This window comes from Streptomyces sp. NPDC002690, assembly GCF_053592415.1.
The window spans coordinates 14,936-29,422 of record NZ_JBSFVR010000052.1 but is presented as its reverse complement, the minus strand read 5'-3'; the positions used below and the strand labels follow the sequence as shown (position 1 = coordinate 29,422).

The 14,487-nt window shown below is 71.4% G+C and carries 12 protein-coding genes; 5 read left to right on the top strand and 7 right to left on the bottom strand.

Translation table 11 applies throughout. The annotated features are described in order from the left end of the window. The first annotated feature begins 210 nt into the window (after nucleotides 1-210). On the top strand, nucleotides 211-2,250 hold the full coding sequence (locus ACWD3D_RS10220; protein ID WP_451460457.1) for an ATP-binding protein: 2,040 nt from the start codon (nucleotides 211-213) through the stop codon (nucleotides 2,248-2,250). Nucleotides 2,251-2,537: 287 nt separating this feature from the next. Here ACWD3D_RS10220 and nucS read toward each other — a convergent pair whose 3' ends face one another. After that, nucleotides 2,538-3,209 carry an endonuclease NucS gene (nucS, locus tag ACWD3D_RS10215; protein WP_451460456.1) on the bottom strand — a complete coding sequence of 224 codons (672 nt, stop codon included), beginning with the start codon at nucleotides 3,207-3,209 and terminating at the stop codon, nucleotides 2,538-2,540. Nucleotides 3,210-3,475: 266 nt separating this feature from the next. Between nucS and ACWD3D_RS10210 the strand changes: the two genes are divergently transcribed. Continuing rightward, on the top strand, nucleotides 3,476-3,868 hold the full coding sequence (locus ACWD3D_RS10210; RefSeq protein ID WP_266709169.1) for an SCO5389 family protein: 393 nt from the start codon (nucleotides 3,476-3,478) through the stop codon (nucleotides 3,866-3,868). Nucleotides 3,869-4,011: 143 nt separating this feature from the next. Here the strand turns inward: ACWD3D_RS10210 and ACWD3D_RS10205 are convergent, their stop codons facing one another. Beyond that, nucleotides 4,012-5,052: an LLM class flavin-dependent oxidoreductase gene (locus ACWD3D_RS10205; RefSeq protein ID WP_451460455.1), complete on the bottom strand. Its 1,041-nt coding sequence runs from the start codon at nucleotides 5,050-5,052 to the stop codon at nucleotides 4,012-4,014. Between the two features lie 268 nt (nucleotides 5,053-5,320). Here ACWD3D_RS10205 and ACWD3D_RS10200 point away from each other — a divergent pair, with 268 nt between their 5' ends. Continuing rightward, nucleotides 5,321-5,650: an ATP/GTP-binding protein gene (locus ACWD3D_RS10200; RefSeq protein ID WP_451460454.1), complete on the top strand. Its 330-nt coding sequence runs from the start codon at nucleotides 5,321-5,323 to the stop codon at nucleotides 5,648-5,650. 28 nt (nucleotides 5,651-5,678) lie between these two features. On the opposite strand, the gene ACWD3D_RS10195 is transcribed toward ACWD3D_RS10200, so the two are convergent. Together ACWD3D_RS10195 and ACWD3D_RS10190 are read right to left on the bottom strand one after the other, a co-directional pair. Then, nucleotides 5,679-6,584 (bottom strand): ABC transporter permease subunit, encoded by a 906-nt coding sequence (locus ACWD3D_RS10195; protein WP_451460453.1) that lies wholly within the window; start codon nucleotides 6,582-6,584, stop codon nucleotides 5,679-5,681. Further along, nucleotides 6,581-7,762, bottom strand: coding sequence for an ABC transporter ATP-binding protein (locus ACWD3D_RS10190; RefSeq protein ID WP_451460452.1), 1,182 nt, complete (start codon nucleotides 7,760-7,762; stop codon nucleotides 6,581-6,583). The genes ACWD3D_RS10195 and ACWD3D_RS10190 overlap by 4 nt, the downstream gene beginning before the upstream one ends. Before the next feature lie 1,053 nt (nucleotides 7,763-8,815). On the opposite strand from ACWD3D_RS10190, the gene ACWD3D_RS10185 reads away from it, so the two are divergent. After that, entirely contained in the window at nucleotides 8,816-9,379 is a 564-nt protein-coding gene (locus tag ACWD3D_RS10185; RefSeq protein ID WP_451460451.1) for a hypothetical protein, read from the top strand. A gap of 251 nt (nucleotides 9,380-9,630) precedes the next feature. Next, nucleotides 9,631-11,478, top strand: coding sequence for a trypsin-like serine protease (locus tag ACWD3D_RS10180; RefSeq protein ID WP_451460450.1), 1,848 nt, complete (start codon nucleotides 9,631-9,633; stop codon nucleotides 11,476-11,478). Nucleotides 11,479-11,624: 146 nt separating this feature from the next. On the opposite strand, the gene ACWD3D_RS10175 is transcribed toward ACWD3D_RS10180, so the two are convergent. The 3 genes from ACWD3D_RS10175 to ACWD3D_RS10165 all read right to left on the bottom strand — a co-directional run bounded on the left by ACWD3D_RS10175 (nucleotide 11,625) and on the right by ACWD3D_RS10165 (nucleotide 14,480). Beyond that, a complete protein-coding gene (locus ACWD3D_RS10175; RefSeq protein ID WP_451460449.1) occupies nucleotides 11,625-12,404 on the bottom strand; it encodes an ABC transporter permease subunit in 780 nt (259 codons plus the stop codon). A 3-nt stretch (nucleotides 12,405-12,407) separates the two neighbouring features. Continuing rightward, complete coding sequence (locus tag ACWD3D_RS10170) at nucleotides 12,408-13,454, bottom strand: ATP-binding cassette domain-containing protein (protein ID WP_451460448.1); 1,047 nt, start codon at nucleotides 13,452-13,454, stop codon at nucleotides 12,408-12,410. Between the two features lie 87 nt (nucleotides 13,455-13,541). Continuing rightward, on the bottom strand, nucleotides 13,542-14,480 hold the full coding sequence (locus tag ACWD3D_RS10165) for a coiled-coil domain-containing protein (protein WP_266709183.1): 939 nt from the start codon (nucleotides 14,478-14,480) through the stop codon (nucleotides 13,542-13,544). Between the last annotated feature and the right edge of the window lie 7 nt (nucleotides 14,481-14,487).

The window sequence follows — 14,487 nt, the reverse complement described above, 5'->3', positions numbered from 1 at the left end:
AGCGGCGGGTGATGCTCTCGCGGGACCGCGGGCTGCTGCGGAGGCGGGAGCTCTGGGCGGGGGCGTACGTCTACAGCGACCGGCCCGAGGAGCACCGCCCTGCTGGACGCCGTCGCCGCCGACTGCGCCGCACTCGCGCCCGACGGTGTCGTCCGGCTCTCCGGCCACCGGCGCACCGCCCCCGACCTGCTGCACGCGCTCTACGAGACCGTGTACGACGCCCCGCTGCGCCGTCCCGAGCGCGAGGAACTGCTGGGCGCGCTCGCCGGGATCGGCGCGGTCGTCGTCGTGGACGACCTGGAGTTCGGCGGCGCGGCCCTGGAGGAACTCCTCGACGCCACGCCCGAGTGCGCCTTCCTCTTCGGTACGACCCCCGACGTGGCCGCGGACACCGAACTCGACGAGGTCTCCCTCGCCGGGCTGAGCCGTGCCGCCGCGACCGACCTGCTGGGCCGGGTGGCCGGACGGCCGCTCACCGACGAGGAGTCGAACTGGTCGGGCGACCTCTGGTTCGAGTCCGAGGGGCTCCCGCTGCGGTTCGTCCAGGCGGGCGCCCTGCTGCGCCAGCGCGACCAGCTCCGGGAGATCCCGGAGGACTTCGACGAGTACGGCGCCTTCGAGGAGCGGCCCGCGGGCGCGCTCCCCGTGCCCCTCGTCCCGGTCACGGACGACGAGGTGCCGCTGCCCAGCATCGGCGAGGCCGCCGCGCCCGCCCTGCTGCTCGCCTCCCGCCTCAGCGAGGCCGCCCGGGAAGCCCTGCGGTACGCCGTCGCGCTCGGCGGCGAGGTGCCGCACCAGGCGCACCTTCCGGCGCTGATCGGACACACCCACGCGGACGCCGCGCTCGGCGAACTCGCCGGCGTCGGGCTCCTCTCGCCGGCGGGCTCGCGCTACCGGCTGGCCGCCGGTGTCCAGGTCCAGCTGGAACTCGGCGGGTACGCCGAGGGCGCCGAGCACCGTGCCCTCACCGTCGCCGAGCACTACGCCTGGTGGGTCAAGCACCCCTCGGTCACCCCGGCTCGCGCGGTCGCCGAGGCCGACGCCGTACTCGCGGCGATGGCGGTCCTGCTCCCGGGCGGCAGCCCGGAGGCGGCCCCGGTCGTCGTCCGGCTCGCCCGGAGCGCCGGCCCCGCCTTTGCCGCCGCCCTCCACTGGGGCGCCTGGGAGAAGGCCCTGCGGGTCGGCCAGGAGGCGTCCCGGCTGTCCGGCGAGGTGGCCGAAGAAGCCTATTTCCACCACGAGTTGGGTGTACTCGCGCTCTGTGCCGGACATCTGGACCGGGCGCGGGCGGAGTTGGAGGCGTCGATCGGGCTGCGCGGCGCGCTCGCCGACCGGTCCGGTGCCGTTGCGGGGCGCCGTGCGCTCGCCCTGGTCACCGACCGCTCCGGCGCGCTGTCGCTGGGCGCGATGCCGGACGGCGCCGCGGCGGACACCGCCACGGGCGCCCGGGGCGACGGTGCCGTGACGCAAGTCCTGCCGGCGCTGCCCCCGCTGCCCGCCCTGCCGCGTCAGACACTGGTGGCGGACGAACCCGCCGCGAGCTACCCGGTGCCGGCCGCGGCACGGGGCAAGGGCGGGCGTCCCACCGGCGTGAAGGCCCTGGGCCGGACCGTCGTCACCGGAGCCCGGCGCAACCTGGTGGCTGTCGGCGCGGGTGCGCTGCTGGTCGCGGTGCTCGGTACCGTCGTGACACTCGGCGTCACGGCGGGCAGCGAGGACGCGGGCAACCAGAGCGTCACCCCCGGGCACTCCGCCGAGGAGGGCGACGAGGAGAGCACCGTCCCGGCCGAGGACACCCCCGCCGGCGACGACGGCTCCGGCAGCAGCTCCGCACCGACCGGCAGCACGTCCGTCCGGCCCGGCACGTCCGGTACACCCACCCCGGACGCCACCGGCACACCCACGCCCGGCAGCAGTGGTACGGCGCAGAGTCCTGACCCGGCCACCACCTCGCCCACCGCGTCCGACACCGGCAGCGCGGCGACGAAGCCGCCGTCCGGTGGTTCTTCCTCGACCTCGACCCCGCCCAAGGGAAGCCCCACGGGCTCCACCCCGGCCCCCTCGGAGACGAGCGGCGACCCGTCGGCCACTCCGACGACGGAGCCCCCGTCCACCGGCGAGAGCCCCGGCGGTGACGGGGGCGGGAGCGGTGACGACGGCGGCGTCGCCTCGGCCACCGCGTCCGGCACCGCCGAAGCGAGCCCTTGGGGAAGCCCCGGGACGGCGACCGCCACTCCCGACGGAGCCTGAGCAGCCGGATTCCGGGCCAAGAGCCGTCCAGCGATTCCTGGTGGGTGCGCGACGGCAACTACGGCGTCTCACCGCGTTGCGGGAACGTCCGCACATGTCAAGTATGTGGACGTTCCTCCGCCTTGCGACGTACCGCGTCCGACGTCGCGCACGGCTCCACCACGAATCGCGGGACAGCCACTGGGCGACGTTTCCCGGGCGCACGGCCTCGCCCGAAACATCGAAAACCGGACGGCTTGTCGATCAAACCGTCCGGTCGGCCGTACCCCACGGGGGCCGGCGGGAAATCAGAACAGCCGCAGCTTGTCGTCCTCGATACCGCGCATCGCGTCGTAGTCCAGGACCACACAGCCGATCTTGCGGTCCGTGGCGAGCACCCGCGCCTGCGGCTTGATCTCCTGCGCCGCGAAGACGCCCCGTACCGGCGCCAGGTGGGGATCGCGGTTGAGCAGTTCCAGATAACGGGTGAGCTGCTCGACACCGTCGATGTCACCGCGCCGCTTGAGCTCCACGGCCACGGTCGCGCCCTCGGCGTCCCGGCAGAGGATGTCCACGGGGCCGATGGCGGTGGGGTATTCGCGGCGGATCAGGGTGTATCCCTCGCCCAGGATCTCGATCCGGTCGGCGAGCAACTCCTGGAGGTGTGCTTCCACGCCGTCCTTGATCAGGCCGGGATCGACGCCGAGCTCGTGCGAGGAGTCGTGGAGGATCTCCTCCATCGTGATGATCAGTTTCTCGCCCGCTTTGTTCACCACCGTCCAGACGCCGGCGCCGTCGCCGGAGCCTTCCTTCAGGGTGCACGGCGGGGACATCCAGTTGAGCGGTTTGTACGCCCGGTCGTCAGCGTGGATCGAGACGCTGCCGTCCGCCTTCACCAGGATCAGACGGGGAGCGGAGGGCAGGTGGGCGGTGAGCCGGCCCGCGTAGTCGACGGAGCAACGGGCGATGACGAGACGCATGGTCGGCAACGCTACTCGACAACGGGCGGTCGGCGCGATTCGTACCTCCTGAGCCACTTCCGCCCCTGCCGCAGCGCATAGGGTCTTGCCCCTCTTTGCTCGGGTTCGTTGTTGGCCGGTTGTGTTCCCAATCTCCTGGTGCGACCAGGACCGCGCCCTTACCGTGGAAGACAGGAGGTCGCCGGGTGTGCACGCTGCGTCGCCGCCGTCCTTCTGCCGTGCCCGTAAGGCCCCGGCCTCCTGCCGGGGTCGCGAGAGGAGAACCCATGTCGCTCGACGTCTCACCGGCCCTCTTGGAACAGGCCGAGCGAGGCGAGGTCGACGAAGCCGACTTCGTCGACTGCGTCCGGACCTCCCTGCCCTACGCATGGGAGATGATCAGCTCCCTGGTGGCCCAGCTGAAGGTGGACGGCGGGCAGTTCGCCGACAACCAGACGCCGCCGCCGAACGAGCAGGCACGTGGCCAGCTGCTGCGCGCGCTCGCGAGCGACGCGATACGCGGAGCCCTGCAGCGGCACTTCGGAGTGCGACTGGCATTCCAGAACTGCCACCGTGTCGCGGTCTTCCCGCTCGACCCCTCGGTCGACGACCGGCTGGCCAAGTTCACCTCGGTGAGAGGCCAGTTGCTCAACCAGTCGCCCGAACTCCGGGACTGCTGAACGTCTCCACCGCAGCTCCGGGCCGGGGCCGGCGCCCCCGGAAGACGGTCCCGCCCCGGAGCGGCGGTGTCCCGTGCGCGCCGCCGCCGGTGCACCGGCACGACCACGCGGGCACGCCCGCGTCGGTGTCGCGGGGGAGATCCTCAGACCAGCAGCGGCAGCACCTCGGTGCCCAGCCGGCGCACGTTCTCCTCCGTCGCCGCGAGGTCGCCGGAACCCTCGGCGAGGAGTGCGAAGCGGGTGATGCCCGTGCGTTCGGCCGTTGCCGCGAGCCGGTCGGCGGCGAACCGCGGCGGTCCCACCGGGTGCAGTCCGCAGAGCAGTTCGGTGTACGCCACGGGGTCGCGCATCACGCGGTACCGGCCGTCGACGGTCACGTGCTTGCCCAGGCCGTCCCGCAGCCACTCCGGCATCGCCTTCACCAGCGTCTGTACGGCGTCCTCCCGGCAGTCCCCGATCTGGGCCACACCCGCCGAGACGTGCGCGGCTCCCGCGACGGTCTCCGGCGGATGACCGGCTTCCCGGGCGCTGCGGCGCCACAGCGCGACCATCTCCGCCTTGTCCTCGTCCCCGCAGTGCATCCCGAGCAGCATCGGCAAGGCCTTCTCCGCGGCGAGGCGCACCGTCTGGGGCGAGGTGCACGCCACGATCACCTCCGGACCGGGCCGCGGCGCCCCGTCCGCGTCGAGCAGTTCGTCCGCGCGCGGCACCACCGCCACCTCGCGGAAGGGGTAGCGGCTCCCGCGCCCGGCCACCCGGGGCTCACGCAGCCAGTCGAGCAGCAGGTCCAGGGACTCCGGGAAGCCGCTGTCGTACGCCTCCAGGCCCGCGCCGAAGACCTCCAGGTCCACCCAGGGCCCGCCCCGGCCCACGCCGAGGCTGAACCGGCCGTCGGACGTCAGGTGGAGCAGTGCCGCCTGTTCGCCGAGCGCCACGGGGTGCTGGGTCGGCAGCACGCTGACCGCCGTACCGACCCGGATTCTGCGGGTGCGGCCGAGCAGCAGCGCGGCCAGCGTCACGGCCGAGGGGCAGACCCCGTACGGCACGAAATGGTGCTCCGCCAGCCACACGGAGTCGAGCCCCGACTCCTCCGCCACCTCGGCGGTCCGGATCGCCCGGTGCAGGGCCTCGCCCTGTCCCTGACCCGGAAACTGCGCTGCCAGTACGAACGTTCCCACGCGCATCGCCTTCTGCCTCCTTGCGGCCGACGCGGTTTTCCCCTACTGGCATCAACGCCTGACACGTGCCAAAGGCACGGGCCGGGGAGAAATTGTTGCGATTTTCCGGTAACCAGTGCCCCGCCGGGAACCGCGGGACGGCCTTCGGCTCCGTTGCCCGCGATCGCGCCCGTCACGCGAGGGGCCCGATCGGTGCGTGCGCGGGTCCCTCCCGGTCCCCGTGCCCCTTTAGGCTGGAAGTCCCTGTCCCCGCCGCAGCCCCGTGAGGTGTCCCGTGTCCCCGCGCCGCAACCGCCCCAAGGGCGGCGAGAGCCCGTCCTCCGACGCGAGCCTCACGGGGGACCGGTACGGCGGCGGCCAGGCCACCGAGAGCTGGCAGGGCGAGGAGTGGTCGGTGCGCCCGGTGGCCGGGGCCAGCGCGCAGGGCAAGCGGTACCGCTGCCCCGGCTGCGACCAGGAGATCCCGTCCGGCGTGCCCCACCTGGTGGCATGGCCCGAGTACGGCGGCATCGACGACCGGCGGCACTGGCACAAGGCGTGCTGGAACGCGAAGGACCGCCGCACCACACGGGTGCAGCGGTCCCGGAACGCCCCGCGCCACTGATCCGCGTAAGGGGCGTGGCGGCGGTGCGTCAGACGTCGCGTCGGTTCAGCGCCAGGTTGGCGACGACCAGGACGGCGGCGGACAGCAGGAACATGATCGCCACCGGGTCCCAGCCGGACGGGCCGGATTCGGTGATCGAAGAGTCGTAGAGCGCGGCGATCTGGCTGGGGACGGAGTACTCGAAGAGCAGCTCCCGGAGCCGGTTCAGCTGGTCCACGGCCATGAACAGGGCCAGCACCAGCGGCAGCAGCACCACCCCGATCATGATGGTGATCGCGCCCGCCGAGTGCCGGACGATCGTGCCGATACCGAGCGAGAGCAGCCCCAGCAGCGCGGTGTACAGCCCGACCCCGACCGTGGCCCGCGTCCAGTCGGCGCCCGAAGCGGAGGAGCTGCCGCCGAGGATGGCCGTCTGGAGCATGGCCACGACGGCCGCCGTCACCGTGGTGAGGACGAAGACCAGCAAGAAGAAGACGAACGCCTTCGCCGCGAGCACCCGGCTCCGGCTCGGGCACGCCGTCAGCGTCGTACGGATCATGCCGGTGCCGAACTCCGAGGCGATGGTCAGCACGCCGAGCGTGATCACGCAGATCGAGCCGAGCAGCACCCCGAAGAAGCCGAGGCTCAGCACCTCTCTGTCCCCCTCGTCGATGCCCGGATCGCTCGCCGCGTTCACCCCCAGGGCGACGAGCAGACCGATGCCCAGCAGCAGCGCGACCATGGTGCCGAGCGTCCACATCGTGGAGCGCACCGAGCGGATCTTCGTCCACTCGGAGACGACCGCGTCGCCGAAGGTGGCCGGGCGGACCGGGATCGGCGAGACGTAGTCGCTGAGTCGCGGACCTCCCCCGGGGACGGCCGGTCCGTGGAAGGCGGGACCCGGACCGGGCTGCGGGTCGGCCTGGGGGAGCGGCGGTGTGGCCGGCGTCGTCATCGGGAGTCCTCGCTGGTCTTCTGCTCGGCGGGGGCGGGGGCGGGGGCGGGGGCGGTCGGCGCGGGCGCGACCGGCGCGGACACGGCCTGCGCCGGGGCGGCGGGGGCGGTCGCCCCGTCGGTGGCGTACGGATTCCGGCCGGGCGGCGCGGGCGCGTACCACCGCTGCGGCACCGGCGGCTGCCCGTACCCGGGAGCACTCGGGGCGGGCTGTGGGACGGCGTACGGGGGCGCGGGCGGCCGGAGCTCCGCCTTCGGGTCGTCCGTGGAACGGTAGTCCACGACGTGCTGCGTCATCCGCATGTACGCCTCCTCCAGGGACGCCTGGTGCGGCGACAGTTCCCACAGCCGTACGTCGGCCCCGTGCGCGAGGTCGCTGATCCGCGGCAGCGGCAGCCCGGCCACCCGCAGTGCGCCGTCCGGCTCGGACAGCACCCGTCCGCCCGCCCCCGTCAGCGCGGCGGTCAGTTTCTCGCGGGACTCCGGAGCGTCCTCGGCCACCCTGATCCGGGCGAAGTCCGCGGAGTTGACCGAGATGAACTCCTTGACGCTCATGTCGGAGAGCAGCCTGCCCCGCCCGATCACGATCAGATGGTCCGCCGTCAGGGCCATCTCGCTCATCAGGTGGCTGGAGACGAAGACCGTTCGGCCCTCGGCCGCCAGCGCCTTCATCAGGTTGCGGACCCAGAGGATGCCCTCCGGGTCGAGACCGTTGACCGGCTCGTCGAAGAGCAGCACCTGCGGATCGCCCAGCAGCGCCGCCGCGATGCCGAGCCGCTGCCCCATCCCGAGCGAGTAGTTCCTGGAGCGTCGGTGGGCCACCTCACGCAGACCCACCACGCCGAGCACCTCGTCGACCCGGGCTGCCGGGATGCCCGCCAGCTGGGCCAGTGACAACAGGTGGTTACGGGCGCTGCGCCCGCCGTGCACCGCCTTCGCGTCCAGCAGCGCGCCCACCTGGCGGGGTGCGTTCGGCAGGCTCGGATAGGAGTGGCCGCCGATCGTCACGTGGCCGGACGTCGGCCGGTCGAGTCCGAGCATCATCCGCATGGTGGTGGACTTGCCCGACCCGTTCGGGCCGAGGAAGCCCGTGACCACTCCTGGCCTGATCCGGAAGGAGAGGTTGTCCACGGCCGTCTGGCCGCCGTAACGCTTGGTCAGGCCGACTGCCTCGATCATTCCCAGCCCCATCGACTCATCCGTCGTCGGGGCCCGGCCCGCTCGGCCGTGTACCCCCGTGTGAGTGAGGAGGATAACCAGGTCCGTACGGTTCCGGCGAAGGCGCGACCGGTCCGCGGAGGGGTGTCCGGGCACCTGCCCGGACGACTGGGTCGACGAGCCGGGTCCTGCGGGTGCCGGTCCGGCTCCTTCGCGGTGCGAAGACCCGTAGGCGGTTCCCGCAGGGCTGAACGCGATAAGCCGACTTCGCATCGCACACCGCTCCGCGAACGAATCCCCCTCATGCCGCCCCTCAAGGCTGTCCCGCAATTTCTGGCGGGTGCGCGACGAGGGCTGCGGCGCTTCGCCGCGCTGTCGGAACGTCCGCACACACCCAGTATGCGAGCGTTCCTCCGCCTTGCGCTGCATCGCATCCGATGCCGTGTGCTGATTCATCCCGAATTCCGGGACGAACTTGAGGTCGGCCGTACTTAATTTCCCACACCATGGACTGGTACGGATGCTCCGGAATGAAAGGTGGCTCGGTTCAGGGGAATTTACCGGATCTGCCCGTGGTGCAGACGGGGCGGATGGCGGAACGCCGCCCCGTACGGGCCTGCGGTGCGCCGGATGTCCAGGTTCTTGTCGGTCCCGTGGGCTTGCAGGGGTCGGTAGAGGCTGCCTGGTCCCGTTCCCCGGGCGGCGGCGGGGGGCCTTTCCGGCGTCGGAGCGGGAAGCGGCTCGGGCGTGACTTCGCGTTCCCGGGGGGTGCGGTCATTTTCGTGCATAACCAACCCGACCACGTGTTGCGGGGGTATATGAGGGCAACGTGGATGAGTCGTGGCGGCCCTGGTGGCTGAAACGTGAACGACCGTCTTTATGTGGTGGACAAAAGTGCGCGGACTGAGCTTGTATGGCGTGTCGAGAGGATCTTCGGATGGATTGCCGGGCCGGTGTACTTCGATGTCGGAACGGTGAATTCCGAATTCATCATCCATGACGTGATGGTGAATCGGAGGTGAATTCGGGGAGTCATTTCTCTTTATGTGGAGGGAATCGAGCGTGAGGACTGTCATGGGTACACCTGGTGCGACCGAGGCAAGGGCGAAGTACAGAGGGCTGCGACGTCGGGCCGCCGTCGTGGCCGTGGCGGCCGGCGTGGCCGCCTGCGTGGTGGCGGCCGGCTCCGCATCCGGCCAGAAGGGTTCGTCGGACGGGGCGGATCGGGTCGCCTCCCTCGTCGCCGACGAGGCACCCGGCTACGCGGTCGAGGATTTCGGCTACCCCGGTGCCGAGCGGATCCTCGCCGAGACGGGCATCACCCTCAAGCGGGGCGACGGGCACATCGTCCTGGCCGACTGTGCGGCCGGGGGCAACCTGGTGAAGGTCAGGTCGTCGTCGCAGCCCGCCGGGGTGAACATCTGCTTCCTCGTCACCGGCAACGGCGGCTGGCTGAGCCTGGAGATACCGACCGCCTTCTCGGTCTGGGGCGCCGGCGACTACACCACCACGGTCTCCCTGACCACGGACTCCGATGAGCAAAGCTGGACCGCCACCAAGAACCAGTGGCTCGGGGTGGGTCGCTCCGTCGACGCCAGCCAGGACTGGACGCTCGTGGAGATCAGGGCCTCCAAGTAACCGCCCGGGCAGGCGGGCCACGCTCGTCGAGCCCCGACCGCCTCGCCGTCCGCCGGGCGAACCCAATCCACGAGACCGGAGTCCGCCGGGCAACCCCGGTCCACGAGACCGGACGGTCCCGGCACTCCGACGGACACAGCCCGTGGGTCCGTCGAGCGCCCCGCGGCCGCCGTTTCCACGTCCGCCGTCGTGCCGTGCTGCCGCCCCCTTCACCCGGCGGGCAGCCCTCCGTACCAGAAAGTCAAAGACTCATGCGACACACCAGACCCCTGCGCCTCCCGGCGCTCGCCGCAGCCCTGCTCGCGGTGGAGCTGACGCTCGCCGGTGCCCCCGCGAGCGCGGTCAGCGGCACCGCCGACACCGATGCGACCTCCGCGTTCACCGCACGGGTGGAAATCGGTGAGGGAGACGCCGCCCGTGCCTGTTCCGGCGCGTTGGTGGACGAACAGTGGCTCCTCACCGCCGCAAGTTGCTTCGTCGACAATCCCGTCGCCGGACTCGACGTCCCGGCAGGTGCTCCGAAGACGAAGACGGTCGCGACCGTCGGACGCACGGATCTGACCAGCACGGCCGGGCAGGTCCGCAACGTCGTCAAGCTCGTTCCCCACCCCGACCAGGACTTGGTGCTCGCCAAGCTCGCCGCCCCGGTCACCGGCATCACCCCTGTCGAGCTCAGCACGACCGCGCCCGTGGCGGGCGAGGAGCTGCTGTCCGCGGGATACGGGCGTACCAAGGACGAATGGGCGCCGGTGCGACTGCACACCGGCTCCTTCACCGCGACCACGGTCGGTGACACCGAGGTGGCCATCACCGGCAAGGACGGCGCCGCCGTCTGCAAGGGCGACGGTGGAGGCCCCACCTTCCGCCGGGTCGGCGGTTCGGCGCAGCTCGTCGGCATCAACAGCCGTGCCTGGGAGGGCGGCTGCTTCGGCGCCGATCCGGCCGACACCCGGACGGGTGCCGTCGACACCCGCACGGACACGGTGCGTACCTGGATCGACGCGACGGTCGGCGCGGTCACACCCCGCCACGACTACAACGGTGACGGCCGCAGTGACATCGGCGTCTGGTACACCTACCTGGACGGTCACAACTCGACCTTCACCCTGACCGCCGGCTCCGACGCCACCCTGACCGAGCCGTTCCTCTCCTACGTGTCCGCGGTCGGCGCCTGGGACGTCAGCAAGATGCAGTTCGTCACCGGTGACTACGACGGTGACGGCCTCGGCGACGCGGCCATGCTCTACGACGCCGGGAACGACACCGCGAAGATCTACACCGCCCTCGGCAAGCCCGACGGCGGATTCGCCACTCCCGTCCTGGCCTGGTCCAACTCCTGGCGCGGCACCAGCATGAGCCTGCACAGCGGTGACTTCGACGGCGACGGCCGCGACGACATCGCCGTCTGGTACAAGTTCGCCAACGGCAGCGACACGCTGTACACCTTCACGGCCACCGCCGACGGTCTCCTCGACGCGCCGTTCACCTCGTTCACCAGCGCCGACGGCTGGGTGACCGAGAACATCAAGTACGTCACCGGCGACTACAACGGCGACGGGCGCGACGACCTGGCCGGCTTCGCCGACTACAACGACGGCCACGTAGCCATGTTCACCTGGCTCGCCGACCAGGACGGGGGCTTCCAGAACGCCCTCTCCTCCTGGACCAGCACCACGACCTGGGGCGACTGGAACCGTGCCACTCCCTACGCGGGAGACTTCAACGGTGACGGACGCGACGACGTCGCCCTCTGGTACGACTACGAGGACGGGCACGACACGGTGTCCACGCTGACCAGCACCACCGCGGGGAAGTTCTCCGCACCCGTCACCGCCTGGACCGGCGCGGCCGGCGCCTTCACCTTCGGCAACCTGTCCGTCGTCGCCGGCGACTACAACGGTGACGGACGCGACGACCTCGCCGCCCTGGGGCGTTACCCCGTCTCCGAGACCCGCCCGCAGGAGTTCGTCCGGATGTTCACCTGGCCGGCCAAGACGACCGGATCAGGCTTCGACGCTCCCGTGACCGGCTGGTCGAGCACCCCGGGCACCTGGAACTTCGTGCAGGCCCGCCTGCTCGACGGCGACAGCGACCACTGAGCCGCTCCGGCCGGGCCTGAGCCCTGAACCTCCGAAAGATTCCGGTGCCTCAGCGCCCCGGGTTGTCCCGCGGTCCCCGGCACACGGGGGCCGCGGGACAAACCCTTTCCAGCGTGTCCGACCGTTCCGCTCGGGCGGGCCACCGCCTACGCGTCCCGCTTCCGGAGCACGAGGTAGCCGCCCACCAGCGCCGCGACCACCCAGATCACCATGATGCCGAGTCCGCCCCAGGGCCCGTACGGCGCCTTGTCACTGCCCATCGCGTCGGGGATCACCTGCATGATCTTGGAGCCCGCCTGGTCGGGGAAGTAACGGGCCACCGTCTTGGCGCCCGGGACCGAGGACAGGATCTGCGAGACGAGGAAGAAGAAGGGCATCAGGATGCCCAGCGAGAGCATCGAACTCCGCAGCATCGCGGCCACGCCCATCGAGAAGACCGCGATGAGGCCCATGTAGAGGCCACCGCCGACCACCGCGCGCAGCACGTTGTCCGCGCCGAGGTCCGTGCCGTGGTCGCCGAGCAGCGCCTGTCCGAGGAGGAAGGCGACGAAGCTGGTGATCAGCCCGACGACCAGGGCGAGCACCCCGGCCACCGCGATCTTGCTGAAGAGGAGCGTGCCGCGCCGGGGCACGGCAGCCAGCGAGGTCCGGATCATCCCGGAGCTGTACTCCGTACCGACCACCAGTACGCCGAAGACGACCATCGCGAGCTGACCGAGGATCATCCCGGAGAAGCTGACGAAGGTGGGGTCGAAGGTCGCCCGTTCCGTGGCGTCGAGGTCGTCGAACCGCGACCTGAACAGCGCGCTCAGGGCGGCGCCCATGGCCACCGTGACGACGAAGGCCGAGATGAGCGTCCACGTGGTGGAGGAGACCGTACGGATCTTCGTCCACTCGGAGGTCAGGACCGCGGGTACCGATGCCATCGGTCACACCCCCTTGCCGTCGGAGTCGTTCCAGCCGGCGCCCCAGCGCCCGCCCGCCTGCCCGGGACCACCTGCCTGCCTCGGGCCGTCGGCCGCCGCCGGGGGAACCGCGCCCGCACCGGCCGCGCCGACAGCCGCCTCGGCGTCCCCGTGCGCGTGGTACTCCACCGAACCCGCCGTCATCTGCATGAACGCCTCCTCCAACGAGGCCCGTTGCGGGCTCAGTTCGTGGAGGACGAGCTGATGGCGCGCGGCCAGCTCACCGAGCTGCTCGCTCGTCGCGCCGTCGACCTCCAGGGTGCCGTTCTCCGCCTCGACCGGGGTGAAGCCCCCGGCGGCGAGCGCGTCGCGCAGCCGCTCCTGGTCCGGGGAGCGCAGCCGCACGTAACTCCGTGAGTTCTGGTGGATGAAGTCCGCCATCGACGTGTCGGCGAGCAGCCGCCCCTGACCGATCACGATCAGGTGGTCCGCCGTCAGCGCCATCTCGCTCATCAGGTGCGAGGAGACGAAGATCGTCCGGCCCTCGGCGGCGAGCGCGCGCATCAGGTTCCGGATCCAGTGGATGCCCTCGGGGTCGAGACCGTTGACCGGCTCGTCGAACATCAGGATCTGCGGATCGCCCAGCAGCGCCGAGGCGATACCGAGCCGCTGCCCCATGCCCAGCGAGAAGCCCTTCGACTTCTTCCTCGCCACCGCGCTCAGCCCGACCGTGTCGAGCACCTCCGCGACCCGCGAGGCGGGGATGCGGTTGCTCTGCGCCAGGCAGAGCAGATTGTTGTACGCGCTCCGGCCGCCGTGCATCGACTTGGCGTCGAGCAGCGCCCCGATGTACTTCAGCGGCTCGTCCAGCTCGCGGTACCGCTTGCCGTCGATGCGCACCGAACCACTGGTCGGGTTGTCCAGATCGAGCATCATCCGCATCGTGGTGGACTTGCCCGCGCCGTTCGGGCCGAGGAAACCGGTGACCATCCCCGGTCTGATTCGGCAGGACAAGGCGTCGACGGCGACCTTCTGGCCGTAGCGCTTGGTCAGTCCTTCGAGCTCGATCATGCGTTCACGCTAGAACGGCCGCGCGCCCGGCGCCACCACAAAGGCGGAACCGGGCGCACGAAGGTGGGCCGAGGGTGTGAGACGGCGTCAGCGGGTCTGCTGGGCCGGGACACCACGGGTGGCGGGCTCGTCGTCCACCGGGGAGGAGGCGGCGGCCACGGCCGCGCCGGTCAGCGTCGCCAGCATCTCGCGGACGTTGGTCAGCTGGGCGTTGATCGAGTCGCGGCGGTTGGTGAGCGCCGCCAGCTCGCGCTCCGACTCGCTGCGGATGCGGTCGGCCTTGGCGTTCGCGTCGGCCACGATGTCCTCGGACTGGCGCTGCGCGGTCTCCACCGTCTGGCGGGCCCGGCGCTCGGCGTCCGTACGGAGCTTCTCGGCCTCCAGGCGGAGCTGCTCCGCGCGGTGCTCGATCTCCGCGAGGCGCTTCTCGGCCTTGGCCTGACGGGACGCGAGGTCGCGCTCCGACTGGTCGCGGCGCTTGGCCAGGTTGGTCTCGAAGTCCGCGGCGGCCTGGGCGGCCTTGGCGCGGGTCTCCTCGAAGAGGGCGTCCGCCTCCTCGCGCTTCTGCTGGGCGTCCTTCTGCGCCTCGGTGCGCAGCGTGGTCGCCTCGCCCTTGGCCTTGTCGACGATACGGACCCCGTCGTCCTCCGCCTTCGCCTTCCGCTCGGCGGCGAAGTTCTCCGCGTCGTTGCGCACCTGCTGGGCGGCCGACTCGGCCAGCTCGCGGTGCTGCTCGGCGGCGCGGCGGGCCTCTTCGCGCAGGTCCTTGGCCTCCTCCTCGGCGAGGCGGAGGATCTTCTCGACGCGGGCACCGAGGCCGGCGTAGGAGGGCTCGGCGTCGCTCACCTGGGCCTGGGCGTTCTGCGTCTCGAGGTGGAGCTCCTCGATGCGCTTCTCCAGGGAGGTGATGCGCGCGAGCGCACTATCACGGTCGGCGACGAGCTTGGTGATGCGGTCGTCCACCTGACCGCGGTCGTAACCACGTCGCACGAGCTCGAAGCCGAAGGGGGAAGAGGGGTCGCTCATGGGTTTC

Coding starts and splice junctions, on each gene's coding strand:
- ACWD3D_RS10175 (WP_451460449.1), bottom strand. CDS start 12,404: ATGGCATCGGTACCCGCGGTCCTGACCTCCGAGTGGACGAAGATCCGT.
- ACWD3D_RS10165 (WP_266709183.1), bottom strand. CDS start 14,480: ATGAGCGACCCCTCTTCCCCCTTCGGCTTCGAGCTCGTGCGACGTGGT.
- ACWD3D_RS10190 (WP_451460452.1), bottom strand. CDS start 7,762: ATGATCGAGGCAGTCGGCCTGACCAAGCGTTACGGCGGCCAGACGGCC.
- ACWD3D_RS10170 (WP_451460448.1), bottom strand. CDS start 13,454: ATGATCGAGCTCGAAGGACTGACCAAGCGCTACGGCCAGAAGGTCGCC.
- ACWD3D_RS10180 (WP_451460450.1), top strand. CDS start 9,631: ATGCGACACACCAGACCCCTGCGCCTCCCGGCGCTCGCCGCAGCCCTG.
- ACWD3D_RS10195 (WP_451460453.1), bottom strand. CDS start 6,584: ATGACGACGCCGGCCACACCGCCGCTCCCCCAGGCCGACCCGCAGCCC.
- nucS (WP_451460456.1), bottom strand. CDS start 3,209: ATGCGTCTCGTCATCGCCCGTTGCTCCGTCGACTACGCGGGCCGGCTC.
- ACWD3D_RS10185 (WP_451460451.1), top strand. CDS start 8,816: ATGGGTACACCTGGTGCGACCGAGGCAAGGGCGAAGTACAGAGGGCTG.
- ACWD3D_RS10210 (WP_266709169.1), top strand. CDS start 3,476: ATGTCGCTCGACGTCTCACCGGCCCTCTTGGAACAGGCCGAGCGAGGC.
- ACWD3D_RS10205 (WP_451460455.1), bottom strand. CDS start 5,052: ATGCGCGTGGGAACGTTCGTACTGGCAGCGCAGTTTCCGGGTCAGGGA.